The sequence below is a fragment of the Kiloniellales bacterium genome (genome assembly GCA_030064845.1).
Taxonomy (GTDB): Bacteria; Pseudomonadota; Alphaproteobacteria; order Kiloniellales; family JAKSDN01; genus JASJEC01.
In genome coordinates this window covers 66,084-90,993 of record JASJEC010000008.1, presented here as the reverse complement: position 1 = coordinate 90,993, position 24,910 = coordinate 66,084, and the positions used below count along the sequence as shown (strand labels likewise).

At 68.7% G+C, this 24,910-nt stretch carries 21 protein-coding genes; 6 read left to right on the top strand and 15 right to left on the bottom strand.

The window, feature by feature from the left end; translation table 11 throughout:
• Positions 1 to 46 precede the first annotated feature (46 nt).
• The gene (locus QNJ67_04945) at positions 47 to 1,051 is read left to right on the top strand and encodes an NAD(P)H-binding protein (protein ID MDJ0608303.1); all 1,005 of its coding nucleotides are present in this window, start codon (positions 47 to 49) and stop codon (positions 1,049 to 1,051) included.
• A gap of 137 nt (positions 1,052 to 1,188) precedes the next feature.
• The gene (locus QNJ67_04940) at positions 1,189 to 1,509 is read left to right on the top strand and encodes a hypothetical protein (protein ID MDJ0608302.1); all 321 of its coding nucleotides are present in this window, start codon (positions 1,189 to 1,191) and stop codon (positions 1,507 to 1,509) included.
• 22 nt (positions 1,510 to 1,531) lie between these two features.
• On the opposite strand, the gene lepA is transcribed toward QNJ67_04940, so the two are convergent.
• Positions 1,532 to 3,334 (bottom strand): translation elongation factor 4, encoded by a 1,803-nt coding sequence (gene lepA / locus QNJ67_04935; protein ID MDJ0608301.1) that lies wholly within the window; start codon positions 3,332 to 3,334, stop codon positions 1,532 to 1,534.
• A 145-nt stretch (positions 3,335 to 3,479) separates the two neighbouring features.
• On the opposite strand from lepA, the gene QNJ67_04930 reads away from it, so the two are divergent.
• Both QNJ67_04930 and QNJ67_04925 read left to right on the top strand, forming a co-directional pair.
• Entirely contained in the window at positions 3,480 to 5,099 is a 1,620-nt protein-coding gene (locus tag QNJ67_04930; protein ID MDJ0608300.1) for a hypothetical protein, read from the top strand.
• 90 nt (positions 5,100 to 5,189) lie between these two features.
• Complete coding sequence (locus QNJ67_04925; GenBank protein MDJ0608299.1) at positions 5,190 to 7,676, top strand: CoA transferase; 2,487 nt, start codon at positions 5,190 to 5,192, stop codon at positions 7,674 to 7,676.
• A 52-nt stretch (positions 7,677 to 7,728) separates the two neighbouring features.
• Here the strand turns inward: QNJ67_04925 and QNJ67_04920 are convergent, their stop codons facing one another.
• From QNJ67_04920 to QNJ67_04905, 4 genes are all read right to left on the bottom strand, one after another.
• Entirely contained in the window at positions 7,729 to 9,174 is a 1,446-nt protein-coding gene (locus tag QNJ67_04920; protein ID MDJ0608298.1) for a hypothetical protein, read from the bottom strand.
• A gap of 157 nt (positions 9,175 to 9,331) precedes the next feature.
• Positions 9,332 to 10,567, bottom strand: a complete 1,236-nt coding sequence (gene rocD, locus QNJ67_04915; protein ID MDJ0608297.1) for an ornithine--oxo-acid transaminase — start codon at positions 10,565 to 10,567, stop codon at positions 9,332 to 9,334.
• Positions 10,568 to 10,601: 34 nt separating this feature from the next.
• Positions 10,602 to 11,543 carry an arginase gene (rocF, locus tag QNJ67_04910; protein MDJ0608296.1) on the bottom strand — a complete coding sequence of 314 codons (942 nt, stop codon included), beginning with the start codon at positions 11,541 to 11,543 and terminating at the stop codon, positions 10,602 to 10,604.
• Between the two features lie 100 nt (positions 11,544 to 11,643).
• Positions 11,644 to 12,096: a hypothetical protein gene (locus tag QNJ67_04905; GenBank protein ID MDJ0608295.1), complete on the bottom strand. Its 453-nt coding sequence runs from the start codon at positions 12,094 to 12,096 to the stop codon at positions 11,644 to 11,646.
• A 120-nt stretch (positions 12,097 to 12,216) separates the two neighbouring features.
• Between QNJ67_04905 and QNJ67_04900 the strand changes: the two genes are divergently transcribed.
• Positions 12,217 to 13,557 (top strand): MFS transporter, encoded by a 1,341-nt coding sequence (locus tag QNJ67_04900; protein MDJ0608294.1) that lies wholly within the window; start codon positions 12,217 to 12,219, stop codon positions 13,555 to 13,557.
• A 162-nt stretch (positions 13,558 to 13,719) separates the two neighbouring features.
• Positions 13,720 to 14,427, top strand: a complete 708-nt coding sequence (locus QNJ67_04895; protein MDJ0608293.1) for a sulfite exporter TauE/SafE family protein — start codon at positions 13,720 to 13,722, stop codon at positions 14,425 to 14,427.
• Between the two features lie 3 nt (positions 14,428 to 14,430).
• Here the strand turns inward: QNJ67_04895 and pheT are convergent, their stop codons facing one another.
• The 10 genes from pheT to QNJ67_04845 form a co-directional block, all read right to left on the bottom strand.
• A complete protein-coding gene (pheT, locus tag QNJ67_04890; GenBank protein MDJ0608292.1) occupies positions 14,431 to 16,827 on the bottom strand; it encodes a phenylalanine--tRNA ligase subunit beta in 2,397 nt (798 codons plus the stop codon).
• 196 nt (positions 16,828 to 17,023) lie between these two features.
• Entirely contained in the window at positions 17,024 to 18,094 is a 1,071-nt protein-coding gene (gene pheS / locus QNJ67_04885; GenBank protein ID MDJ0608291.1) for a phenylalanine--tRNA ligase subunit alpha, read from the bottom strand.
• Positions 18,095 to 18,145: 51 nt separating this feature from the next.
• Entirely contained in the window at positions 18,146 to 18,520 is a 375-nt protein-coding gene (gene rplT, locus QNJ67_04880) for a 50S ribosomal protein L20 (protein ID MDJ0608290.1), read from the bottom strand.
• A 9-nt stretch (positions 18,521 to 18,529) separates the two neighbouring features.
• On the bottom strand, positions 18,530 to 18,733 hold the full coding sequence (gene rpmI / locus QNJ67_04875) for a 50S ribosomal protein L35 (GenBank protein ID MDJ0608289.1): 204 nt from the start codon (positions 18,731 to 18,733) through the stop codon (positions 18,530 to 18,532).
• Positions 18,734 to 18,943: 210 nt separating this feature from the next.
• On the bottom strand, positions 18,944 to 19,480 hold the full coding sequence (gene infC, locus QNJ67_04870) for a translation initiation factor IF-3 (GenBank protein MDJ0608288.1): 537 nt from the start codon (positions 19,478 to 19,480) through the stop codon (positions 18,944 to 18,946).
• Positions 19,481 to 19,609: 129 nt separating this feature from the next.
• Positions 19,610 to 21,517 carry a threonine--tRNA ligase gene (thrS, locus tag QNJ67_04865; GenBank protein ID MDJ0608287.1) on the bottom strand — a complete coding sequence of 636 codons (1,908 nt, stop codon included), beginning with the start codon at positions 21,515 to 21,517 and terminating at the stop codon, positions 19,610 to 19,612.
• Positions 21,518 to 21,612: 95 nt separating this feature from the next.
• Positions 21,613 to 22,146: a hypothetical protein gene (locus tag QNJ67_04860; protein ID MDJ0608286.1), complete on the bottom strand. Its 534-nt coding sequence runs from the start codon at positions 22,144 to 22,146 to the stop codon at positions 21,613 to 21,615.
• A complete protein-coding gene (locus QNJ67_04855) occupies positions 22,146 to 22,751 on the bottom strand; it encodes a hypothetical protein (protein ID MDJ0608285.1) in 606 nt (201 codons plus the stop codon). Before QNJ67_04855 ends, QNJ67_04860 begins: the two co-directional genes overlap by 1 nt.
• Positions 22,738 to 23,403 carry a MotA/TolQ/ExbB proton channel family protein gene (locus QNJ67_04850; GenBank protein MDJ0608284.1) on the bottom strand — a complete coding sequence of 222 codons (666 nt, stop codon included), beginning with the start codon at positions 23,401 to 23,403 and terminating at the stop codon, positions 22,738 to 22,740. Before QNJ67_04850 ends, QNJ67_04855 begins: the two co-directional genes overlap by 14 nt.
• Before the next feature lie 316 nt (positions 23,404 to 23,719).
• Positions 23,720 to 24,892: a glycosyltransferase family 4 protein gene (locus tag QNJ67_04845; GenBank protein MDJ0608283.1), complete on the bottom strand. Its 1,173-nt coding sequence runs from the start codon at positions 24,890 to 24,892 to the stop codon at positions 23,720 to 23,722.
• Positions 24,893 to 24,910: the final 18 nt, after the last annotated feature.

Here is a 24,910-nt window from a genome sequence, read left to right as displayed (position 1 = left end):
CGTCCGGCGTTGAGCCCGCAAGACGGCTTCGGCATAAGAGGTCGTCATGAACCGGCGGGCAAGAGACGCGCGGTCCCCCAACCCGCGCCGCGTCCTGGTGCTGGGCGGGACGGGGACGATCGGCAAGGCGACGGTACAGGCCCTGATGGCCCGCGGCCACGAGGTCGTTTGTTTCCTCCGCCCCCGGCCGAAGGGCGCGGCGGTCGATCCCGCCCTCGGCGGCGCGGAGCTGCGCTTCGGCGACCCGACCGACCCGGCCTCGCTGGCCCGCGACGGCTTCGGCGGCGACGCGGTCCAGGCCGTCGTTTCCTGCATGGCCTCGCGGACCGGCGCGCCGAAGGACGCCTGGGCAGTCGACTACGAAGCCCACGCGAACGCCCTGGCGGCGGCGGCCGCCGCCGGCGTCGAACACTTCGTCCTGTTATCGGCGATCTGCGTTCAGAAGCCCCGGCTCGCCTTCCAAAGGGCCAAGCTCGCCTTCGAGGAAGAGCTCATGGCGTCCGGTCTCGCCTACTCCATCGTCCGGCCCACGGCCTTCTTCAAGTCGCTCTCCGGCCAGCTCGAGCGGGTCAGGCGCGGCAAGTCCTACCTGCTCTTCGGGGACGGGCGCCTGACCGCCTGCAAGCCGATCAGCGACGCGGACCTGGGCAGCTATCTGGCCGACTGCCTCGACGATCCGGCGCTGCGCAACCGGGTCCTGCCGATCGGCGGGCCCGGGCCCGCGATTACGCCCCGGGAGCAGGGCGAGCGACTCTTCGCGCTCGCCGGCCAGGAGCCCCGCTTTACCGAGGTGCCGGTCGCGCTGCTCGACGTGGCCGTGTGGACGCTCGCGGCCCTCGGCACGCTGTTTCCACCCCTGAAGGAGAAGGCCGAGCTCGCCCGCATCGGCCGCTACTACGCGACCGAGTCCATGCTGGTCCTCGACCCCGAGAGCGGCGCCTATGACGCCGCCCGGACCCCCTCGACCGGCGCCACCACTCTGTTCGATTTCTACGCGGCGCTGGTCGCCGGGAAGGCCTCGGTCGATCGCGGCGCGCACAAGGTGTTCTAAACTCGCCACCCTGCTCGATCGAAGACCGTTTAGCACCGGCCCAAAGCGGTGTAGAATCTATAGTCCGTTAAGATTGCGCGGCGATCCTCCGCCCGAGCCCGCGACGGCGGCCTGGCAGGAAAAGGACGAGGACGCAGATGATCTTCCTGCTCAGCATGATCGGCTATCTGCTGATCATCCCTGCGGTGGGGGCGCTCGCTTACGACCTGGCGCAGTTCTTCTCGACCGGGAGCTTCAAGCTGTCGACCTGGGGCGAGCTGTGGTTCAAGCTCCACCCGGGCAGTCTCAACCTCTACCAGGCCGTGGTCGAGCGCTACGTCTCGGTCGCGCTCTGGGACGATGTGCTCTCCCCCCTGCTGTTCTGGCCGGCGCTCTACGCCTTCGGCATTCCCGGGCTCGCCCTCGCCCTGCTGCCCTGGCTGCAGAAGACCCTATCGCGCGACGAGGAGTTCCGCTGAAGCGGTTCGCCGTATTCTCTTCCTAGTCGTCGCTCATCCTGAGCGCGGCGATGAAGGCGGACTGGGGGATCTCGACATTGCCGAACTGGCGCATGCGCTTCTTGCCGGCCTTCTGCTTCTCCAGCAGCTTGCGCTTGCGGGTGACGTCGCCGCCGTAGCACTTGGCGGTCACGTCCTTGCGCATGGCGCTGACCGTCTCCCGGGCGATCACCTTGCCGCCGATCGCCGCCTGGATCGCGATCTTGAACAGCTGGCGCGGGATCAGGTCCTTGAGACGCTGGCAGAGCGCCCGGCCGCGCGGGTCGGCCTGGCTGCGGTGGACGATCATCGAGAGCGAATCGACCGGCTCGGCGTTGACCAGGATCGAGACCTTGACTAGGTCGCCCTGGCGGTACTCGTCGATCTGGTAGTCGAAGCTGGCGTAGCCGCGCGAGACCGACTTGAGACGGTCATAGAAGTCGAACACCACCTCGTTGAGCGGCAGGCGGTAGATCACCATGGCCCGCTTGCCGGCGTAGGTCAGGTCGAGCTGCTCGCCGCGCCGCTCCTCGCAGAGCTTGAGGACCGCGCCCAGATAGTCGTCGGGCACCAGGATGGTCGCCTTGATCCAGGGCTCGTCGATGGTTCCAATCTTGACCGGGTCGGGCATGTCGGCCGGGTTGTGCAGCTCGATCGTCTCGCCGCTGGTCAGGTGGACGTGGTAGACCACGCTGGGCGCCGTGGTGATCAGGTCGAGCTGGAACTCCCGCTCCAGGCGCTCCTGGACGATCTCCAGGTGCAGCAGGCCCAGGAAGCCGCAGCGGAAGCCGAAGCCGAGCGCCGCCGAGGTCTCGGGCTCGAACAGGAAGCTCGAGTCGTTGAGCGCCAGCTTGGCCAGGCTCTCGCGCAGGTTCTCGTACTCGGCGGCGTCGGCCGGAAAGAGGCCGCAGAACACCACCGGCACGCTGGGCTGGAAACCGGGCAGCGGCTCCGCCGCGCGCCGGCCCTCCTCGGTGATGGTGTCGCCGATCTGGCAGTCGGCGACCGACTTGATGCTGGCGGTCAGGTAGCCGATCTCGCCGGGGCCCAGTGTGCCGGTCTCGGTGCGCTTCGGCGTGAAGACGCCGACCCGGTCGACCTGATGGACCGCGCCGGTCGCCATCATGCGCATCTTCTGGCCAACCTTGAGCTGGCCGTCGATCACCCGGACGAGGGTGATCACCCCGAGGTAGGCGTCGTACCAGCTGTCGACGAGCAAGGCCTTGAGCGGCGCCGCGGGGTCGCCCTTTGGCGGCGGCAGGCGTTCGACCAGGGCTTCCAGCACGGCCGGCACGCCCTCGCCGGTCTTGGCCGAGATCGGCAGGGCCTCGCTGGCGTCCAGGCCGATCACCTCCTCGATCTGCTCCTTGATCCGCTCCGGCTCGGCCGCCGGCAGGTCGATCTTGTTGAGCACCACGACGATCTCGTGGTCGTGGTCGATCGCCTGATAGACGTTGGCCAGCGTCTGGGCCTCGACCCCCTGGCTGGCGTCGACCAGCAGCAGCGAACCTTCGCAGGCCGAGAGGCTGCGGCTGACCTCGTAGGCGAAGTCGACGTGGCCGGGGGTGTCGATCAGGTTCAGGACGTAGTCTTGCCCGTCCGGCGCCTTGTAATTCAGGCGCACGGTCTGCGCCTTGATGGTGATGCCGCGCTCGCGCTCCAGCTCCATGGAGTCGAGCACCTGCTCCTTCATCTCCCGGTCCGAGAGCCCGCCGCAGGTCTGAATCAGCCTGTCCGCCAGCGTGGACTTTCCGTGGTCGATATGGGCGATGATCGCGAAGTTGCGGATCCTGGAGAGCTCTGTCATGGACCTGGATATAAGTGCCTGAACGCGCCGCCGCTATAGCACCGCCTCGGGCCGAGGCCAAGGGTAGCCTCCGCCCTCAGGCCACCGCGGGGCCACGGGTCCGTGTTAGCCTGTCGCAGGCCCAATCTGAGCGAGATTCCTCGAGATGCGCCTGCCGCAGAACCCCTGCTTCGTCGTTCGAGGCGACCCGGATCGGCCGGTCCACCAGCGCCAGTGGTACGAGTTCCCGGGGCGCGGCGACGGCCTGCCCGAGATCTGGTGCTACACGGACCGCCTGTCCTACGCGCCGGGCGAGACGCTGGCGCTGCACCTCTGCGCGAGCGAAGCCGAGGCCCGGATCGAGATTCGGCGCGAAGGCGCGACGCCCCGGCGGGTGCTCGAGCGAAGAATCGCCGCGTCGTGGCACGACACCCCGGACGAGGCCTCCGTCGCCGGCTGCCGCTGGCCGGCCACGGCGGAGATCGCGATCGACGCGAGCTGGCCCTCCGGCGCCTACCGGGTGACGGCGCGGGCCGCCGATTCGGCCGGCCGCGAAGCGGCGGCCCACCACATCTTCGTGGTCCGGCCGCGGCCCGGTCAGGGAACGGAGCGCCTGCTGCTGATCACCTCCGACGCGACCTGGTGCGCCTACAACGACTGGGGCGGCTCGAACCACTACGAAGGCGTGATCGATCCCGCGAGCAGCCGCTTCTCGCCCCACCTCTCGAGCCAGCGGCCCTTCGCCAGGGGCTTCGTCGCCCTGCCCGGGGACGCGCCACGAACGCTGCCGGCGACGCCGCCCGCCTTCGGGGCGCCGGTCGCCTATCCCCACATTGAATGGGCCTGGGCGAGCGGGCATTCCAAGAAGTACGCCTCAGCCGGCTGGGCCAGCTACGAGCGGCACTTCGTCGAGTGGGCGGAGGCCGCCGGCTACGCGGTCGACCTCGCCACCCAGCAGGACCTGCATTTCCGCCCGGAGATCCTGGAAGGCTATCGCTGCCTGGTCATCGTCGGCCACGACGAGTACTGGAGCTGGGAGATGCGCGACGCCGTCGACGCCTTCGTCGAGCCCGGCGGCCGCGTCGCGCGCTTCGCCGGGAACTTCCTCTGGCAGATCCGGCTGGAGGACGAGGGGCGGCGGCAGGTCTGCCACAAGTACCTGGCCCGCGAAGAAGACCCGGCCTACGGCGGACCGGAGCCCCACCTCACGACCAACTGCTGGGAAGCCGCCGAGGTCGGCCGGCCGGGCAGCAAGACCTTCGGCCTGGACGCGACCCGCGGCCTCTATGCCGGTTGGGGCGGTCTGACGCCGCGCGGCGCCGGCGGCTTCACGCTCTACCGTCCCGAGCACTGGACCTTCGAAGGCAGCGGTCTCGGCTACGGCGACATGCTGGGCGCGGCGGCGCGCATCTTCGGCTACGAGGTCGATGGCCTGCCCTACCGGATCGAGGACGGCCTGCCCGCACCGAGTCCCGAGGCCCAGGCGCCGGACGGCCTCACGATCCTGGCGCTCGGCCTGGCGCGCCTGCGCGAGACGGGTGGCGACCCGGCAGCGCTCTTCGTCGGCGACGAGGACGCGCGCTTCATCGCCGAAACGCTTCGTGGCGAAACCTCGCCCTCGACCCTGGCCCGATTGGACCGCGGCTCCGGTATGATCGTCCACTTCCCCAAGGGCCGCGGCGAGGTGTTCCACGCCGGCACCACCGAGTGGGTGGCCGGCCTGCTGCGCCGCGACCCGGCGGTGGAACGGGTGACGCGCAACGTCCTCGACCGCTTCCTCTCGTAAGCGGCGGGCGCCAGAAAGCGTCGCCGCCAGACGGACGGACGCCGCGGGACTTCTGTTCGAATTCCTTCGCTCCACGGGGGAGTTGAAGGCTTGGAAGGCAAACGCCCACTCTCCGGAATTCGGGTTCTCGACTTCGGCCAGTACGTCGCCGGTCCCGCCGCCTCGATGATGCTGGGCGACCTCGGGGCCGAGGTGATCCGTGTCGACCCGCCGGGCGGCCCGCGCTGGAAAGCGCCGGCAGCGGCGATGCTGAACCGGGGCAAGGTCCGTATCGCGCTCGACCTCAAGTCCGGGTCCGGATTGACCGAGGCGCGCCGGCTGGCGCGCTCGGCAGACGTCCTGGTCGAGAACTTCCGCCCCGGCGTGATGGACCGCCTGGGCCTGGGCGCCACCGCCCTGCGCGCGGAGAACCCGGGCCTGGTCACCCTCTCGATCCCGGGCTTCTCGTCGAAGGACCGCGCGCGCGCCGCCATCCCCGCCTGGGAGGCGATCGTCGCCGCGGCCTGCGGACAGTACTCGGACATGGGCCTGAACCGGGTGCTGATGGGCATCGAGCCCAGCTTCTCGCCCCTGCCGCTGGCCTCGGCCTACGGCGCCGTCCTGGGCGCCGGCGCGGTCGCCCTGGCGCTCGCCAGGCGCGCCCAGACCGGCCGGGGCGACGCGATCGAGGTTCCCCTGGCCGCCGCCCTGATGGAGGGCCTGGCCTACAACGCCCAGCGGGTCGAGGACTATCCCGAGCGCTACAAGTCGGGCCGGGAGAAGGAGATCGAGCGCCGCCGGGCCGCCGGCCTGCCGATGGACGTCAGCTACGACGCGCTGCAGGAGCTGCTCGACCCCTTCTACCGCAACTACCCCTGCGCCGACGGCCGGCGGATCTATGTGGTCAGCGCCTCGCACCGCGCGCACCCTGAGCGCGTGCTGCGCGCCCTCGGCCTCTGGGAGACGGTGCTGGCCGAGGGCCTGCCCCGCCACGACCCCTATCTGGACGTGGCCGACTGGCCCGAGGGGGCGGACTGCACGCTCGCCAACTACCCGTTGTCGCCCGCCTGGGCGGCGCGGATCTCCGCGCTCATGAAAGAAGCCTTCCTGGCCAAGCCCGCCTTCGAGTGGGAGCGCATTCTAGGCGAGGCCGGCGCGCCCGCGGCGGCCCAGCGGACGACCCGGGAGTGGCTCGCCTCGGAGCACGCGCTCGCCTCCGGCCTCGTGCTCCGGGTCGAGGACCCGGACTTCGGCGCGATGCGCCAGCTCGGCAACCTCGCCTGGCTGGCCGGCGACGCCGAAGCGGCGCTCGACAAGGCGCCGCGCCGCGAGGCCGAGCCGGCGGCGGTCGAGGCACCGCCGAAACCGGTGCCAGCGGCCGGCGACGCCGGCGGCGGCTGGCTCGACGGGCTCAAGGTTCTGGATCTCACCAACGTCATCGCCGGGCCGACCATCGCGGCGACCCTCGCCCGCTTCGGCGCCGAGGTGATCGCCGTCGGCCCGGTCACGCCCACCATGGATCCCTGGAACGCCATCGTCTTCGGCATGCAGGCCGGCCGCGGCAAGCGCAGCCTGCTGATGGACCTGAAGTCCGAGCGCACCCGCGGCGCGCTAGACCGCCTGCTCGCCTGGGCCGAGGTGGTGACGGTGAACGCGACCGACCGGCAGCTCGCCGGCATCGGCCTCGATCCCGCGCGCCTCGCGGCCGACCACCCCGGGCTGATCCTGTGCCAGCTCGACTGCTACGGCGGACCGGCCCGCGGGCCGCGCAGCGACTTCCCCGGCTACGACGACCTGGCGCAGGCCTCGACCGGGGTGATGGCGCGCTTCGGCGGCGCGCTGGAGACGCCCGAAGAGCACGCCCACTTCGGCACCATCGACGTCCTGGGCGGCTTCTGCGGCGTGCTCGCCATCGGCGCGGCGCTCCTCAAGCGGGCGCGCGAAGGACGCGGCGACGTCGCCCGCGCCTCGCTCTGCGCGGCGGGGCAGCTGATCCAGGCGCCCTTCATGGTCGACTTCGCCGGCCGCGGCCCCTTCGACGAGCCGAGCGGCCGGGCAGTCAAGGGCTGGGGCCCGCTCTATCGCGCCTACAGGGCGGCGGACGGCTGGTTCTTTCTCGCCGCCCGCCAAGACCGCGGGGCCGACCTGGCCGCGCTCGAAGGGCTTGAGGGCACGGCCGGACTTTCGGGCGCCCCGCTCGAGGCACGCTTGGAGCAGCTCTTCGTGACACGCCCCATGGCCGACTGGCTGGCGCTCCTGCTGGCCGCCGACTTCGGCGCCCAGCGGCTCGACAAGATGCACGCCGTCTGCCAGGCGCACCTGACCCGCGAGAGCGCCGGCGAGCCGGACCTCGCCGGACCGACCTTCGCCTTCGTCCGCCACGACCGCCACCCCAGCGGCCGCTGGGTCGACCTCGTCGCACCCAACGCGATCCGCCCTCGGGAGGCCCGGATCCGCATGCCCGGCCCCGCGCCCAAACCCGGCGCCCAGAGCCGGGAGATCCTCCGCGAGATCGGGCTAGGGGAAGACGAGATCGACGCGCTGGTCGCCGACGGCGTGGTCGCCGAGGCCTGGTGCGACAAGTACCTGCCGGAGTGATGCCGCGGGTCGGACTGGCGTACGGTAATAGATCGTATTGGCGTCAAGCGGGTTACTTCTCGGCGTCCTCGCCGAACACATAGCCCTTGACGTGCAAACCGAGCGCCTTGCGGAGCTGTTCGAGGTGATCGGCCATTTCGCAGAAGGGAGGAAAAACGTGCCAGTATTTGGTGTGACTGAGCCAGCGAACCCCGCGCTGGCGCTCCAGCTTCACGTCCCTAATGCCGTAACCCAGTGCACCGCCCAGCGGCCCGCCGATCAGATCGCCCAAAAAGACGAGGCGGGCCGGAAAGTAAAGATTCGTCCAGCGCACTGCGGCAAAGACGGCAGCATGATGCGGCACGCGCCGCTTTTCAGGCTGTACGTCGTCTGGTTTGGCCGGCGGGTTATAAGAGAAGCGCTCACCCTTCTCACCCGTCGGAGTTTCGAGGACAGGGGGGCAGATGGGCAAGACCCGTCGCTCCTGAAACTCGCGAAGCTGCTCGTCATCCTCGGCGATCAGGACATCCGCGTAGGTCAGCGGACTCCCCAAGGTGATGAAGTCGGTCACGCGCCAAGCGTTCCCTGTCTCGCGCAAGTGTTGCTGAAATGCCACTTGGGCGGCGCGAAAGCCGGCTGCCAACTCCTCGTCTTGATCAAGCAAGCGTGGCCACTGGCCGCGCCAGTTTGGAATGGCAAGCTTCTTCCGCGCCTCTGCTAGCTGGTGGGCCAGACCTTCGAGCTTGGTCAACGCCTCGTAGCCCGGATTGCTTGCGGGGTTGAAGGTATGGTTGTAGCGCGGCCACAAGTGGGTCAATACGTCGTAGCCGATGACGCTGCCCAAGCTGTGGCCCACTACGATGATACGGTCATACTTATTCTTGTCGTGCAGCTTCTGAAGCAGGTCGATCCCGGCCTCGCGGATCGCGTGGCGTACCTTCACGTTGGCGGGCGCGGCACTGAGGTAACGGGCTGCATCGCCGACGATGGGTTTGATGATCGCTTCCCGAATCAATGCAACGACCAAGAGCACGCTGGCGAAGAAGACACCGGGCGCGGCGATACCAAGTACATTGAGCTCCAGCTCCTCATGAAGAAAGATCACCACGGCACCGCCGATCATCAGGAGGCCGACAATCCAGAGCAGAAAGAAGGTCACCAACAATGGACCCGGGACGTGCCAGGGCAAGCGCCACAAGAGATGGCGCGCCCAGGAGAAGACGTGGGAAATCTGGGTGCCTTCCATCAGATGGGCCCAATAGAACTCGAAGAAATCCGTGCGGGCGCAGTTCTCATCGAAGTCCGTCGTCAATCGGCGAAGCTCGAAGTTACCCGAAGTCAGATCCGGCTTGCTCCAGACCAGCGGTCGCGAGTCCGCGTGGAGCGGTGGCGCCTCGCGCGGCCAGACTGCGACGACAAAACGCCGAAGCGTCTCCATCGGCCGCTGCTCACCGATGCCGTGAATGATGACCACGGCCTGACGAGCTTGCTGCTGTGTCTCGCAGAGATGCTTGGCCATTTCTTTTGCCCCCGGATTGAAACCCTGTGCACGGCCGCCGTGCCGGCGTGGTCCAAATCAATAGGCAATCAAAGGTAATCAGCTTGAAGATCGGCGATATGACGCCGTGCTTTTAAACGCACTACGAAGTGCTCACCTATGTGATAGTCCCCAAACCCTAGTTGTGCGACTTCATCAGAACCGGCTCGATGCGCTCCATGGCCCAGTCGACCTGGTCGCGGGTGATGACCAGGGGCGGGGCGAAGCGGATCGTGTTGACGTGGGTCTCCTTGCACAGCAGGCCCTGCGCCTTGAGCGCCTCGCAGTACTGCCGGGCGCCGCCGGCCTCGGCCTCGAACTCGACCGCCAGCATGAGGCCGCGGCCGCGCACCTCCTTGATCGCGTTGTTGCGGACCGATTTCAGGGCGGCGAGGAAGTAGTCGCCCATCTCCGCGGCGTTCTCGATCATGCCCTCCTCGACCAGCACCTTGAGCGCGGCGCGGGCCACGGCGCAGGCCAGCGGATTGCCGCCGAAGGTGCTGCCGTGCTCGCCGGGCTTCAGGACGCCCAGCACGTCCTTGTTGGAGAGCACGGCGGAGACCGGGTAGAAGCCGCCGGACAGCGCCTTGCCGACCAGGGTGACGTCGGCCTCGACCGACTCGTGCTCCTCGGCCAGGAGCTTGCCGGTGCGGCCCAGGCCGGTCTGGATCTCGTCGAGGATCAGCATGACGTTGTGGCGGCTGCAGATCTCGCGGATCGCCTTGAGGTAGCCGTCGGGCGGGATGATGACCCCGGCCTCGCCCTGGATCGGCTCGACCAGGAAGCCGACGGTGTTGGGCGTGATCGCCGCCTCCAGCGCCTCGGCGTCGCCGAAGGGGATCACCTTGAAGCCCGGGGCGAAGGGCCCGAAGCCGCCGCGCGCCGTCGGGTCGGTGCTGAAGCCGACGATCATCAGGGTGCGGCCGTGGAAGTTGTTGCGGCAGACCACGACCTCGGCCTGGTTCTGCGGCACGCCCTTGACCTCGTAGCCCCACTTGCGCACCGCCTTGACGGCGCTCTCGACCGCCTCGGCGCCGCTGTTCATGGGCAGCACCTTGCTAGCGTCGGTGAGCTCGCAGATGTCTTGGTAGAACAGCGCCAACTGGTCGTTGTGGAAGGCCCGCGAGGTCAGAGTCAGCTTGCCGGCCTGTTCGACCATGGCCTCGCGGATCTTGGGGTGGCAGTGGCCCTGGTTAACCGCCGAGTAGGCCGAGAGGCAGTCGAGATAGCGCTTGCCGTCGATGTCCCAGACCCAGACCCCCTCGCCGCGCGAGAGCACGACGTCGAGGGGCTTGTAGTTGTGCGCCCCGAGCTCGGCCTCGATCTCGAAGATTTCCCGCTTGCCGACCGGGGGCGATTCCTGCTGATCAGTCATCTCTGCTCCTCGAGAGCGGGCCGCGCGACCCTGGTCAGTCGAAAGACGTCTTGTGGCGGCTCAGAATCTGCTCGCCGAACAGGCTCGCCACCAGCTCGACCACCATATCGGCGGTCTGGTTACGGATGTCGAAAGCCGGGTTCAGCTCCATTATGTCCAGGGAGGCCATCAGGCCGCAATCGTGGATCATCTCCATGGCGAGCTGGGCTTCCCGGTAGGTCGGGCCGCCCAGCACCGTGGTGCCGACGCCGGGGGCGATGGCCGGGTCGAGGAAGTCCACGTCGAAGCTGACGTGGAGGTGGCCGCCGCGTTTTTGCACCGCTTCCAAGGTCTCGGCCATGACCGCGTGCATGCCGCGCTCGTCGATGATGCGCATGTCGTAGACCGTCATGCCGCTCCCGACGACCGCGAGCTTCTCGACGTGATCGACCGAGCGGATGCCGATCTGGACGATCTGGGCGGCGTCGAGGATCGGCGCGCCGGCGCCGAGGCCGGTCAGCGCCGCGGGCCCCTGGCCGCAGAGAATGGCGACCGGCATGCCGTGGATGTTGCCCGAGGGCGAGGTCGCCGGCGTGTTGAAGTCGGCGTGGGCGTCGAACCAGAGGACCGAGAGCGGCTTGTCCTGCTCCGCGCAGTGCTTCGCCACGGCGGCGATCGACCCGATCGCGAGGCAGTGGTCGCCGCCGAGCAGGATCGGCAGCGTTTCCGCCTGCAAGGCCGCGGAGAAGGCCGCCTCCAGGCTGCGGCACCAGGCGGCGGTCTCGGCCAGGTGTCGATAGCCGTTCTCGGGCGGCAGATTGGGGTTGGGCGGCCCGACCAGGTTGCCGGCGTCCTTCACCGGAAAGCCCAGACGCCTCAGCGCGGGCTCGAGCCCGGCGACCCTGAGCGCCTCCGGGCCCATCGACGCGCCGCGGTGCCCGGCGCCGATGTCGGTCGGCGCCCCGATCAGGGTGACGGTCTGCTTCGGATCCTTCACGTCCTCGCCCCTGCCTCGCCCCTGCCGCGCCGGGCTTCATCTTGCTACAACTCGGCAGTCGGGGGAACCGGAGCCTTTGTCGGCCGCGACCGGTCCGGTCTCAGCCGCACTGCCGGTTCTGGACCTGGATCTGCGTGACGAAGGCGCCGTCTCGGTCCGAGATCCGGTAGATCACCTCGGCGCCGCGGCTCAGCAGGAGTCGCAGGCGCGTGTCCCGGCAGGTCAGCCCCACCAGTTTGTGCTCGGCCCCCGAACGCCAGCCGCGCGACCATTTGGCCTCGAGCTGGTCACGCGTCCGTCGGGTCAGCTTAACATCCTGGATCAACTCGTCGCGCAGGTCGTTTCTGCCCGGGTAGGCGTCGACCAGCACGGCATGGAGAAAGAGCTCCTCGCCCTGCTTGCGCTTGCGGCCCTCGGCTACGGTCTGGAGCAGCTCGGCCATGGGCATCTCGGCGAGCTGCTTGTGCCGGGCCTCGGACAGGCCCCACAGGATGCCGCCGCCGACATCGTAGGCGATCCACAAGAGCACCAGGCCGACCAGGACATATTTCATGAGCGCGAGGACCCAAAGGTTGCCGCGATCCGCTCCAAGCGGCCAGCTATAGGCGACAAGTGCTAAGACTTTCTGATCCGGCGGCTTGGCGCGGAGGCGCGGCGGTGCATAATCGCGGCAATGCTCGCGCCGCTCGCGAACCCCACCTACCGCCGCCTCTTCGCCGCGCAGGCGGTCTCGATCCTGGGCACCGGCCTTGCCACGGTGGCGCTCGCGCTGCTGGCCTACGAGCTGGCCGGCGCGGAGGCCGGCGCGGTGCTGGGCACGGCCCTGGCGATCAAGATGATCGCCTACGTCGGCATCGCGCCGCTGGCCGGCGCCTACGCCAACCGCTTCCCCCGGCGCGCGTTGCTGATCGCCATGGACCTGGTCCGGGCGGCGGTGGTGCTCGCCCTGCCCTTCGTCGATCAGGTCTGGCAGATCTACCTGCTGATATTCCTGCTGCAGTCGGCCTCGGCGGTATTCACGCCGACTTTTCAGGCGACCATCCCCGACGTCCTGCCGGACGAGAAGGACTATACCAACGCGCTCTCGCTCTCGCGCCTCGCCTACGACCTGGAGAGCCTGATCAGTCCGGGCCTGGCCGCCGCCCTGCTGCTCTTCGTCAGCTTCCACTGGCTGTTCGCCGGAACCGTGGTCGGGTTCCTCGCCTCGGCCGCCTTCGTCCTGGCCGCCCGCCCGCCGAGCCCCAAGGCCGCGTCCGCCGAGGCCGGCCCGCTCGGGCGGACCACGCGGGGCCTCAGGATCTATCTCGCGACGCCGCGCCTCCGCGGCCTGCTGGCCCTCAACGCCGCCGTCGCCGCGGCCGGCGCCATGGTGATCGTCAACACCGTGGTCGCCGTCAAGGGCCTGCTCGGCTTCGGCGAGGCGGAGGTCGGCCTGGCGCTAGCGGTCTATGGGGCCGGCTCCATGGCCGCCGCGCTCGCCGCGCCCCGGCTGCTCGAGCGCCTCGGCGACCGGCCGGTCATGCTGGGCGGCGCGGCCGGCATGACGGTCCTATTGGTCGCGCTCGGTGTCTCGGGCCTCGGCGGGGCGTTCGCGTGGCCCCTGCTGCTCCTGGGCTGGCTCGGCCTCGGCCTCGGCAACGCGCTGGTCATGACGCCTTCGGGCCGCCTTCTGCGCCGCTCAGCGCGCGCGGAGGACAGGCCGGCGGTCTTCGCCGCCCAGTTCGCCCTGTCCCACGCCTGCTGGCTGGTAACCTACCCCCTGGCCGGCTGGCTCGGCCTGGCCGCCGGGCTCGACGCCGCCTTCCTGGCCCTGGGGGCGATCGCCGCTATCGGCCTGGTCGGCGCGCGCAACATCTGGCCCAAGGACGACCCCGAGGTCCTGCCGCATAGCCACGACGACCTGCCGCCGGACCACCCCCATATCCGCGCCACGGCCCGCGGCGGCGCGGACCGCAGCCACGCCCACGCCTTCGTCATCGACGACGAGCACCGGCACTGGCCGACCCAGGGCTAAGTCAATTGCACGATTCAGCGCTAAGGCGGCACCGTCACCCTTCGACAAGAGTGCGAAGCACTTGCGCATCGCGCGGATGAGGGAGCTATGTATCAGACAACATACCTCATCCTGAGCTTGTCGAAGGGTGGTCAAGAGCACGATCTGGTGGTCGGCTAAGCCTTGGAAGCCTTCTTTGCCATACAGCGCTGGGTTCGCGACGCCATTGCGCTCGACCTCCAGGCCTTCGCCGATGAGCGCTCCTGGCTCGCGCTGGCCGCGGTGCTGCCGCTGGGCGTGTTCTTCGGCGCGATCCACGCAATGACGCCGGGCCATAGCAAGACCGTGCTGGCGACCTACGTCGCCGGTTCGCCCGTTTCCGTGGCGCGCGGCCTCGGCGTCGCCGCGACCCTGGCGGTGACCCACGTCTTCTCGGCGGTCGCCATCGCCCTTCTGGCCCTGCCGCTGATCTCCCACAGCCTGGGCCAGGGCGCCGACTCGCCGCTCCTGGCCGACCTCAGCCGCGGCCTGCTGGCCGCCATCGGCTTCTGGATGGTTTGGCGCGCCGCGCGGCACCCGGAATACAGCCACGCCGAGGGACCGGCCGTCGGGGTGATCGCCGGCCTGATCCCCTGCCCGCTGACGCTCTTCGTCATGGTCTACGCAATGGCGCGCGGGATCCCGGAGGCGGGCCTGGTCTTCGCGCTCGCCATGATGCTCGGCATCCTGACGACGCTGGGCGGGGTCGCGGCGCTCTCGGTTCTCGCCCGCCAGGCGCTCTCGAGGCTGATCGAGAAGCGCGGCAGCAGTCTCGCGCGGGCGAGTCGCGTCTTCGAGGGACTGGCCGGCGTGATCCTGATCGCGATCGGATTGAGGGAGCTGCTCTGGTGAGCGTTAGCCCCGCAGCTCCCCGCCCGTCGCCTTTGTGACCTGGGCCACGATCTTCTCCGAGACCGCCTCGATCTCGGGATCGGTCAGGGTTCTCTCCGTGGGCTGCAGGGTGACGGCCAGCGCGAGGGACTTCTTGCCCGGCTCGATGCCCTTGCCGGCGTAGGTATCGAAGACCTCGACCCGGGAGATCAGGGTCTTGTCGGCGCCCTTGGCGGCGCGGATCGCCTTCTCGGCCGGCACCCCGGCGTCCATCAGGAAGGCGAAGTCTCGCTCGACCGGCTGGAAGGCGGAGAGCGCCAGGAGCGGCTTGCGCTTGCCGCCGGCCTTGGCCTTGGGCTCGGGAATCCGGTCGATGAAGACCTCGCAGGCCGCCGCCGGGCCGCGCAGTTCCATGGCGCGGGCGACCTTAGGGTGCAGCTCGCCGAAGGTGGCCAGGACGTTCGGTCCCAGCCGCAGGCTGCCGGAGCGTCCGGGGTGGTACCAGGCCGGCGCGTCGGTCGTCACCTGCAGGTTGGCGACCGGCGCGCCGCAGGCCTCCAGCACGGCGAGCGCGTCGCCCTTGGCGTCGAAGGCATCCACGGGGTGCCCCGTCGAGTCCCAGTGGCGGCGGTGCGACTGTCCCGCGCGCAGGCCGGCCGCGACCTGGTCCTGGCCGGTCGGCGAATCGTCGCGGTACTGCGGCCCGACCTCGAACAGCGCGGCGTCGCCCAGGCCCTTGTCGGCGTTGCGCGCAGCGGCCTCGGCCAGGGTCGGCAGCACCGAGGGGCGCATGATCACGAGGTCGGTCGAGATCGGGTTGACCAGACGCAGGTTGTCCGGCACGCCGCCGAACAGCTCGGCCTGGGGCTCGGAGATGAAGGAGAAGGTGACCGCCTCGTTGAGGCCGCGCCAGGCCAAGGCCGTGCGCGCCAGGTGGGTGAAGCGCTGGCGCCGGGTCAGGGTCGGGTGCGGCAACGCGGTTTCCTGGATCAGCGGCACCACGGGAATGGCGTCGAAGCCGTAGAGCCGCAGGATCTCCTCGACCAGGTCCGCCTCGCCCTCGACGTCGGGACGCCAGGACGGCACCTGGACCTGGATCGTCTTGCCTCTCTCGATCCCGAAGCCGAGGCCTTCCAGGATGTCCGCGCTGGTCTCGGCCGGCAGGTCGAGGCCGCCGAGCCCGCCGACCCGCTCGGGGCGCAGGGTCAGCTTCCGGTCCCAGGCCGGGATCGCGCCAGCCTTCACCGGGTGGCTTGCCTCGCCGCCGCAGAGCTCCCGCACCAGGAGCGCGGCGACCTCCGCGCCCCAGTCGGCGGAGTTGGGGTCGAGCCCGCGCTCGAAGCGGTAGCGGGCGTCGGAGAGAATGCCGAGGCGGCGTCCGGTCGTCGCCGTGCGGATCGGATCGAACAGCGCGACCTCTAGGAAGACGTTGGTGGTCTCCTCGGTGCAGCCCGTGAGCTCGCCGCCCATGATGCCGCCGATGCCCTGGACCCCCTTGGCGTCGGCGATCACGGTCATCTCGGAGTCGAGGGTGTAGGTCTTACCGTCGAGCGCCAAGATCTCCTCGCCGTCGCGCGCCATGCGCATGGTCAGATCGCCGGCCAGCTTGTCCGCGTCGAAGACGTGAAGCGGGCGGCCCAGGTCGAAAGTCACCAGGTTGGTGATATCGACCAGCGCCGAGATCGGCCGGAGCCCGATGGCGTGCAGGCGGTCCTGCAGCCACTTGGGGCTGGGGCCGTTCTTGACGTTGCGGAAGTAGCGGCCGACCACGCAGGGGCAGGCGGCCTGGTCCGGCAGGTCGCGCAGCCACTTGACCGGGCTGTCGAAGCTGCCCTCGACGGTCACCGTGGGCGCGCCCTTCAGGGTGCCGAGACCGGCGGCGGCGAGGTCCCGGGCGACGCCGAACACGCCCAGGCAGTCGCCCCGGTTCGGCGTGATGGCGATCTCGATCACCGGGTCGTCGAGGCCGCGGATCTTGGCGAAGGGCGTGCCGACCTCGGCGTCCTCGGGCAGGTCGATGATGCCCTCGTGCTCGTCGGACAGGCCCATCTCGCGCTCCGAGACCAGCATGCCGTTGGATTCGACGCCGCGGATCACGCCCTTCTTGAGGTCGATCCCGGTGCCCGGGATGTGGCTGCCGGCGGCGGCGAAGACGCCCTTCATGCCGGTGCGCGCGTTGGGCGCACCGCAGACCACCTGGACCTCCTCCGTGCCGGTGTCGACGATGCAGACCCGGAGCCGGTCGGCGTCGGGATGCTGCTTCGCCTCCTTGACGTAGGCGACCGTGAAGGGCGCCAGCTCCTTGGAGCGATCCTCCACGCCCTCGACCTCGAGGCCGATCATCGAGAGCTTGTCGGTGATCTCCTCGAGCGAGGCCTCGGTCTCCAGGTGCTCCTTGAGCCAGGAGAGCGTGAACTTCATCGCCATGGCTAGGCCGCTCCCCTCGGACACGGGTTACCGGCATCAAGAGAACAAATGGCCCTCACCCTCCCAATGCTATCGCATTGGGGCCCACCCTCTCCCAAGGGAGAGGGCCAACATAACCCTCTCCCTTGGGAGAGGGTGGCGGAGCGAAGCGAAGCGGGTGAGGGCCGGTTGGTTCTTGTTTCGCCCTTCATCACAGCCCCCGCACCATCGAGGGGGTCTCCAGCGGCACGAATCCGTAGTGCTTCAGCCAGCGCAGGTCCGACTCGAACATGATGCGCATATCAGGGATGCCGTACTTCAGCATGGCCGGGCGCTCGATCCCCATGCCGAAGGCATAGCCCTGGTAGCGGGACGAATCGATGCCGCAGTTCTCCAGCACCTTGGGGTGCACCATGCCGCTGCCGAGGATCTCCAGCCAGTCCTCGCCGGCGCCGATCCTGAGCTCGCCGCCCTTGCGCGAGCAGCCGATGTCGACCTCTGCCGAGGGCTCGGTGAAGGGGAAGTAGCTCGGCCGGAAGCGCACCGGCAGGTCGTCGACGTCGAAGAAGGCGCGGCAGAACTCGATCAGCGTGCCCTTCAGGTGGCCCATGTGGGTCTTCTCGTCGATCACCAGGCCCTCGACCTGGTGGAACATGGGGCTATGGGTCGCGTCGTAGTCGGCGCGGAAGGTCCGCCCCGGCACGATGATGCGGATCGGCGGCGTGGTCTTCTGCATGGTGCGGATCTGCACCGGCGATGTATGGGTCCTCAGCACCTTGCGCTCGCCGTCCGCCCCCTCGGGCAGGTAGAAGGTGTCCTGCTCCTGGCGCGCCGGGTGCTCGGGCGGGATGTTGAGCGCCGCGAAGTTGTGGAAATCGTCCTCGATATGCGGCCCCTCGGCGACCGAGAAGCCCATCTCGCCGAAGATCGCGATGATCTCCTCGATGGTGTGGCTGATCGGGTGGATCCGTCCCAGCTCGGCCGGGCGGGCCGGCAACGACACGTCGATCCGCTCGTCCAGCAGGCGGGTCTCCAGGTCGGCGTCCTGCAGGTCCTGGCGCCGCGCCTCGATCGCCTCGGCGAGCTCGGTCTTGAGCCGGTTGAAGGCCTGGCCCCGCTCCTTGCGCTCGTCGGCGGGCAGGCCGCCCAGGCTCTTCATCAGCTGGGTGACCTGGCCCTTCTTGCCCAGCGCCTCGACGCGCAGCTGCTCCAGGGCGTCCAGGTTCGCCGCCTGGTCCACCCGGGCCATCAGGTCGGTCTTCAGAGCGTCGAGGTTGTGCAGTTCCATCTCGCCCCCGCGGCGGCGATTCGGAGCGCCGGCCGCGGTCCCGGTCTATTCCTTCGTCGGCGCGGCGGCGAGCGCGGCCTGAGCCTGTTCGACCAGGCTCTTGAAGGCAGCCGGCTCACGCGTGGCCAGATCGGACAGGACCTTGCGGTCCAGCTCGATGCCGGCCTGCTTCATGCCGTTTATAAACTGGGAATAGGTCATGCCGTGCTCGCGCGCGCCGGCGTTGATCCGCTGGATCCAGAGGCCCCGGAACTCGCGCTTGCGCACCCGGCGGTCGCGGTAGGCGTATTGCAGCGCCTTCTCGACCCGCTCGATGGCGACCTTGTAGACGTTCTTGCCGCGGCCCCGGTAGCCCTTGGCCTGCTTCAGGACCTTCTTGTGGCGGGCGTGCGTGGTCACGCCGCGTTTCACACGTGCCATGGCGGCCTCCTATCGGGCGTAGGGCAGGAAGTTGCGCGTGATGATCCGCGCGTCCGGGGCCGACATGATCTTGGTGCCGCGGGCCTTGCGCTTCATCTTCTGGGAACGCCGGCGGAGCATGTGGTTCTTGCAGGCGTAGTTCATCCGCACCTTGCCGGAGGCGGTCAGGCGAAAACGCTTCTTCGCGCTGCTCTTGGACTTGAGCTTGGGCATTTCGCAGTCCTTTGGTCGAAGGCTCCGGGCCCGCCTGGGGCCGGAGCGTCTGGGTTATCGGGGCGGTCGGGCATGCCCTCATGGCCGCGCCGCCCGGTTCGGAAGCGCAAGGTTATAGCGGGGCCGGCAGGCCAAGACAAGGCCCGGAGAACCGGCCGGATCGACGGATTCGAAAGCGGCTCGAGACGGCGGCGCCGGCCCCGGACAGGTCTAGCGGGGCGCCATCACCATGATCATCTGGCGCCCTTCCATCTTGGGGAACTGCTCGACCTTGGCGGTCTCCTCGAGCTCGTCGCGCACCCGGTTGAGCACGTTCATGCCGATCTCCTGGTGCGCCATCTCGCGGCCGCGGAAACGCATGGTCACCTTGACCTTGTCGCCCTCGGCGATGAAGCGGTGGATCGAGCGCATCTTCACATCGTAGTCGTGCTGATCGATGTTCGGGCGCATCTTGATCTCTTTGACGTCGATGACCTTCTGCTTCTTGCGCGCCTCGGCCTTCTTCTTCTGGCTGACGTACTTGAGCTTGCCGTAATCCGTGACCTTGCATACCGGCGGGTCGGCGTTGGGCGAGATCTCGACGAGATCGAGCCCAGCGTCGTAGGCCTGCTCCAGGGCTTCTTGAGCCGTCACGACGCCGACGTTCTCGCCGTCGGCACCGATCAGCCGGACTTTCGGTACGCTGATCTGCTCGTTGACACGCGGTCCGTCGCGGGACGGCGTGGGGTCGAAAGGTGGCCTCGCTATGGCCGAGTCTCCTTACTATCTATTGTCACTACGGGTCTTATGTGACTGCGGGTCTTCCCGGTTCCGCGGCCGCGCGGTCGCCCCCCGCCGCGGAACCGAAGGGCGCGCACTCGTTTGACTTCCCGACCATCAGGGCGCCGCCGCTTCGTCCGAAAGTTTAGTGACTGCGTCTGAGAGCGCAAGGATCTCTTGCTGCTTGCCGCCGAGCACACGGAGCGCGAGGGACCGCTCCTCCGCCTCGCGCTTGCCGACCACGGCAATCACCGGGACCTTGGCGAGGGAGTGCTCCCTCACCTTGTAGTTGATTTTCTCGTTGCGCAGATCGACTTCGGACCGGAGGCCGGCCGTCCGCAGGGCCGCCGCCACCTCTTCGGCATAGGCGTCGGCGTCCGAGGTGATGGTCGCCACCACGATCTGGACCGGCGCCAGCCAGAGCGGAAAGCGCCCGGCGTGGTGCTCGATCAGGATCGCCAGGAAGCGCTCGAAGGAGCCGAGGATCGCCCGGTGCAGCATGACCGGCCGGTGCTTTGCGCCGTCCTCGCCGATGTAGTGGGCGTCGAGGCGCTCGGGCAGCACGTAGTCGACCTGGAAGGTGCCGCACTGCCAGTCGCGGCCGATCGCGTCGCGCAGCACGAACTCCAGCTTGGGGCCATAGAAGGCGCCTTCGCCGGGATTCATCGAGACCTCGATGCCGGTCTCCTCGACTGCGTCCTTGAGCGCCTTTTCGGCCCGTTCCCAGACCTCGTCGCTGCCGGCGCGCACGGGGGGCCGGTCGGCGAATTTGACGATCACGTCCTCGAAGCCGAAGTCGCGGTAGACGCTCATCAGCAGCTCGCAGAACTTGACCGTCTCGCTGTTGATCTGGTCTTCGGTGCTGAAGATGTGGGCGTCGTCCTGGGTGAAGGCGCGCACGCGCATGAGGCCGTGCAAAGCGCCCGAGGGCTCGTTCCGGTGGCACGAACCGAACTCGGCCATCCGGAGCGGCAGGTCGCGGTAGCTCGTGATCCCCTGCTTGTAGATCTGGACGTGGGCCGGGCAGTTCATCGGCTTGACTGCCAGCACCCGGTCCTCGGACTCGGCGATGAACATGTGCTCGCGGAACTTCTCCCAGTGGCCCGAGGCCTCCCAGAGCCCGCGGTCGATCAGCTGCGGCGTCTTGACCTCGAGGTAACCCTCGTCCTCCAGGCGGCGGCGCATGTAGCCCTCCACCGTGCGCCAGAGGGTCCAGCCCTTGGGGTGCCAGAATACGCTGCCGACCGCCTCCTCCTGCAGGTGGAAGAGATCCATCTCGCGGCCGAGACGGCGGTGGTCGCGCTTCTCCGCCTCCTCGACCATCCTGAGGTAGGCCTTGAGCTGCTTCTCGCTCTCCCAGCAGGTGCCGGTGATCCGCTGCAGCTGCTCGTTGCGGGCGTCGCCGCGCCAGTAGGCGCCGGAGATCTTGGTCAGCTTGAAGGCATGGCCGAGCTTGCCCGTCGAGGGCAGGTGCGGCCCGGTGCAGAGATCGAGCCACTCGCCCTGGCGGTAGACCGAGATCTCCGCCTCGTCGGGCAGGGTCTCGATGTGCTCGGCCTTGTACTTCTCGCCCAGGTCCTGGAAGAAGCGGATGGCGTCGCTCTTGTCCCAGACCTCGCGGCTGATCGCCTCGTCGCGCTCGACGATCTCGTGCATGCGCGCCTCGATGCGCTCCAGGTCCTCCGGATGGAACGGCTCGCTGCGCGCGAAGTCGTAGAAGAAGCCGGTCTCCGTCGCCGGTCCGAAGGTCACCTGGGTGCCCGGATAGAGCTCCTGCACGGCCTCCGCCAGCACGTGGGCGCAGTCGTGGCGCAGCAGCTCGAGCGCGTCCCCGTGGCCGCGGGTGACGATCTCCACCGCGGCGTCGTGCGCGATCGTCGCGGCGAGGTCCCTGACCACGCCGTCGACCTTGACGGCAAGCGCGTCCTTGGCAAGCCGTGGGCCGATGTCGGCGGCGATTTCGGCGCCCGTCACCGGCCCTTCGAAGCTGCGCACGCTTCCGTCGGGTAGCGTGATGGCGACCATCTTGTCGATTACTGGAATTCAGCGACCCTCAACGGAGGCGGCAAGATATAAGGTATTGGCCTCAAGTCAAGAATCCCCGACGCGGCGAAGGCGCGCTAGCGGGCAAGCGCGGCATCTCTCTGCAGACCCGACTTCTTGAAGATCTCGGGGCTCTGCGGCGGCACGTCCTTCATCGGGGCCGGCGGCTGGGGCGCGGCGTAGAACTTGCGCTCCCGCTTGTCCCACGACTTCTCGAAGGGCTGGTTCATCCGCACGGCGGAGCCTTCCGCCTCGGCGCGGCGCTGGGCGTCGTGCAGCTGGCGGGCCATCTCCTGGTCCCAGGGCATCACATAGGCGCGCGGTTCCTGCACCCCGTCGATCGCCAGCCAGAGATAGATCGCCTCGTCCTCCTCCAGGCGCGCCGAGAGCACGTCGGCCTTGGAGACCGTGGCCTCGCTCCATTCGAAATGAATCGGCTTCGGCCGGCTCAAGAGGTCGGCGAGGCTGACGTAGCTGGCCGGCAGGAAGAGCGCGGTCGCGGTCAGGGCGGAGAGCTTGATCCAGAGCTGGCGCGGCGCCCAGAGCGCGATCGAGGCGAGCAGCCCGGCGAGCGCGGCAGCGGCGGCGAAGTAGATGACCAGGTTTTCCATTACGACTTCTTCCCCGAGCGCAGGGGCCGCGGCAGGTCGTGGACGCTGCCCTTGACGAGGCGCCCCTCTTCGTCGAGCGAGAAGCGGAAGGCCGTCACCTCCTCGCCCTCGGTCACCAGCTTCATCTGGGTGGCGAGCACCTGCTTGGCCGCCTTGCCCGGCGCCTTCTTGACGCTGACCACGATGGTGACCGGCACCGGCAGGCGGCCGGAGAGATCCCGGTAGAGGTGCAGGTTGACCGTATAGTCGCCCGGCGGGATGCCGCGGCTGTAGGAGACCTCGTAGTTCAGCCCGGAGTAGTCCGCGTGCAGGCCGAGGTCGTCGCGCAGCAGATTGAACACCAGGCCGCCCTTGTTGGAGTAGCCGACCGGCACGTCGCCCGGCGCCTCGACCCAGAGGTCGACGTCGGTGTTGAAGTCGTCGGGCCAGCGAATCTCGACGATGACGTTGCCCGGACTGGGCGATTCCTCCTCAGCCTTGGCCGGCGGGTTGAGATGGGGCAGGAGCAGGATGACGATCGCGATGAAGCCGGCCAGAGCCAGGAAGATGACGTCGCGAAAGACCGTATCGCTGTCGTCCTCTTCCAGGAAATCAAGCTCTTGCATTGTCTTCTCCGAAGTCGATCAGCGCGGTGATCAGCTTCACCGTGCCGCCGGCGAGCAGGCGGTAGTTGATCATCAGCCAGACATTGAGCACCGAACCGATCAGCGTCGTGTAGAGCGCCGTGGACAGGCCCTCAATCAGGCTGGAGACCATGGGCGCGATCGACTGGACGTCGGACGCGCTCTCGGGGTCGACGCCGGAGAGCGCGATGATGAATCCGATCACGGTCCCGATCAGGCCGAGCAGGACGAGGCTTCCGGCGATGTGGCGAACCAGCGAGATGCGCTGTGACAGCTTCATGCGCAGCGACGCCGAGAGCATCGAGCGGCTCTCGCCGCCGCGGCCGCGCAGCTTGGCGATGTAGTCGCCCACGGCCGATTGAACCAAAGGGTCGAAAGACTTGATGTGGTTGAGCTCGCTGCTGGTCTGGAAAACGCGCAGCGCGCAGTATCCGAGGCCGACGACGAAGACCAGCGCGATCACGATGGAGAGGCGGGAAGCGTCGGCCTGTACGACCATCTCGACCCAACCCTGCGCGTGGGCCGCCCCGAGCAGGCCGAGCCCGAGCAGGTTGATCAGCACGAAGCGCAGCAGCAGCAGATAGTGGTAGGGCCTTTCCTGCGCCCCCCGGGCGCGCGCCAGGAGCCAGTTCACTTGCTCCTGTCCGGAGTCGGCCGAAGCTTGGGCGCCGCTCGCCAGGTTGGAAGTTGGTGCGGAGGGTGAGGAAATGGCCATTGCCGGCTCCCGATCTTTTTGCTGAGCGTCACGCCCGGCACGGGATCGACCCGTGCACGGCACGGCGCGCTTCCGGACAAACCAGTTACCCCTGGTCGCTCAAGAAACTGTCCGGACAGCTCAAGAGTGCGGCAGCCATGGTTAATTTCCCCTTAACCGGGACCGCGGCTTTGCACCTTCCGCTATAGTAAGTCGCTTGATTACATATGTTTAATTGAGGTGCCGCGATGGCTGACTACTGCGCCGCCCCGAAATCGCGGTCGTGGCCCGCGCCGAAGCCGGCGCGGCCGGACTCCTCGAGCAGCTCGCGGTAGAGGTCCAGGACCAATTCGCCCACCCGGTCCTTGGCGAAGCGGCTGCGGGCGTGGGTCTCGGCCTGGCGGCCGATGTGCCGCCGATGCTCGGCGCTCAGGCCGATGGTTCGGCGCAAGGCCGTCGCCAAGGCCTGGACGTCGCCCGGCGGGTAGAGGAAACCGGTCTCGTCGGCCAGCACCTGCTCGCGGACGCCGCCGTGGTCGCTCGCCACGACCGGGCGCCCCATGGCCTGGGCCTCGCCGATGGTGCGGCCGAAGGCCTCGGGGCGCGGCCCCGGGCAGACCACGGTGTCGGCCAACATGTAGGCGGCCGCCATGTCGTTGCAGTGATCGAGCACGAAGACCCGGTCTTCCAGACCGCGGCGCCTGACCATCTGCTCCAGCTCGTCGCGGTTCGAAGTCCGGCCGCGCTCGGTGGCGATCACGACGCAGGCGAACTCCATCTCCTTGAGCGCGGCGAGCGCGTCGAAGAAGAAGGCCTGGCCCTTCCAGGCCGTGAAGCGCGGCGGCATCATGATCAGCGGCATGCCGTCGCGCAGACGCCATTCCGTGGCGAGGCGAATGACCCGCTGCGGCGACACCTGGTCCGGGCAGAAGACGTCGAGGTCGACGCCGCGCGGCACGACGCGGATGCGCGCCGGATCGACATTGAAGGTGGTGATCAGGTGCCGGGCGAGAAACTCGGAGACGACGGAGACCCGGTCGCCGGTGGTAAGGATCCGGCTGCGCGCACGTTGCAGCAGGTTGCCTGCCATACTGGCCGCGCCGAAGTCGGTTACCAGGCGACAGCCGGTGCGCCGCGCCGCGGCCTGGGCGATCTTGGCCGGCCCCCGGCTGCGCAGGTGGAGGATATCGACGCCGTTGCTCCGGATGATGTGGGACAGGTGGTCGATGTTGCCCCGGACCCGCGCCGGATTTCGCGTGGCCAGCGGCATGGCGATGTGGCGCGCCCCGGCGCGCTGCAGGTGGCGCTCCATCTGGCCGCCCTCGGAGACCACGAAGGCCCGGCCGCGCGACTCCGTCACGGTCGCGGCGAAATCGACGGCGCTGCGCTCGACGCCGCCCGCTTCCATGGCGGGCAGAACCTGCAGCACGGCCGGTCCCTCTTCTTC

What these genes read in the sequence shown, in the direction of transcription:
- QNJ67_04945 (MDJ0608303.1), top strand. Translation starts at nt 47, where the DNA reads ATGAACCGGCGGGCAAGAGACGCGCGGTCCCCCAACCCGCGCCGCGTC.
- QNJ67_04940 (MDJ0608302.1), top strand. Translation starts at nt 1,189, where the DNA reads ATGATCTTCCTGCTCAGCATGATCGGCTATCTGCTGATCATCCCTGCG.
- lepA (MDJ0608301.1), bottom strand. Translation starts at nt 3,334, where the DNA reads ATGACAGAGCTCTCCAGGATCCGCAACTTCGCGATCATCGCCCATATC.
- QNJ67_04930 (MDJ0608300.1), top strand. Translation starts at nt 3,480, where the DNA reads ATGCGCCTGCCGCAGAACCCCTGCTTCGTCGTTCGAGGCGACCCGGAT.
- QNJ67_04920 (MDJ0608298.1), bottom strand. Translation starts at nt 9,174, where the DNA reads ATGGCCAAGCATCTCTGCGAGACACAGCAGCAAGCTCGTCAGGCCGTG.
- rocD (MDJ0608297.1), bottom strand. Translation starts at nt 10,567, where the DNA reads ATGACTGATCAGCAGGAATCGCCCCCGGTCGGCAAGCGGGAAATCTTC.
- QNJ67_04905 (MDJ0608295.1), bottom strand. Translation starts at nt 12,096, where the DNA reads ATGAAATATGTCCTGGTCGGCCTGGTGCTCTTGTGGATCGCCTACGAT.
- QNJ67_04900 (MDJ0608294.1), top strand. Translation starts at nt 12,217, where the DNA reads ATGCTCGCGCCGCTCGCGAACCCCACCTACCGCCGCCTCTTCGCCGCG.
- pheT (MDJ0608292.1), bottom strand. Translation starts at nt 16,827, where the DNA reads ATGAAGTTCACGCTCTCCTGGCTCAAGGAGCACCTGGAGACCGAGGCC.
- rplT (MDJ0608290.1), bottom strand. Translation starts at nt 18,520, where the DNA reads ATGGCACGTGTGAAACGCGGCGTGACCACGCACGCCCGCCACAAGAAG.
- rpmI (MDJ0608289.1), bottom strand. Translation starts at nt 18,733, where the DNA reads ATGCCCAAGCTCAAGTCCAAGAGCAGCGCGAAGAAGCGTTTTCGCCTG.
- thrS (MDJ0608287.1), bottom strand. Translation starts at nt 21,517, where the DNA reads ATGGTCGCCATCACGCTACCCGACGGAAGCGTGCGCAGCTTCGAAGGG.
- QNJ67_04860 (MDJ0608286.1), bottom strand. Translation starts at nt 22,146, where the DNA reads ATGGAAAACCTGGTCATCTACTTCGCCGCCGCTGCCGCGCTCGCCGGG.
- QNJ67_04855 (MDJ0608285.1), bottom strand. Translation starts at nt 22,751, where the DNA reads ATGCAAGAGCTTGATTTCCTGGAAGAGGACGACAGCGATACGGTCTTT.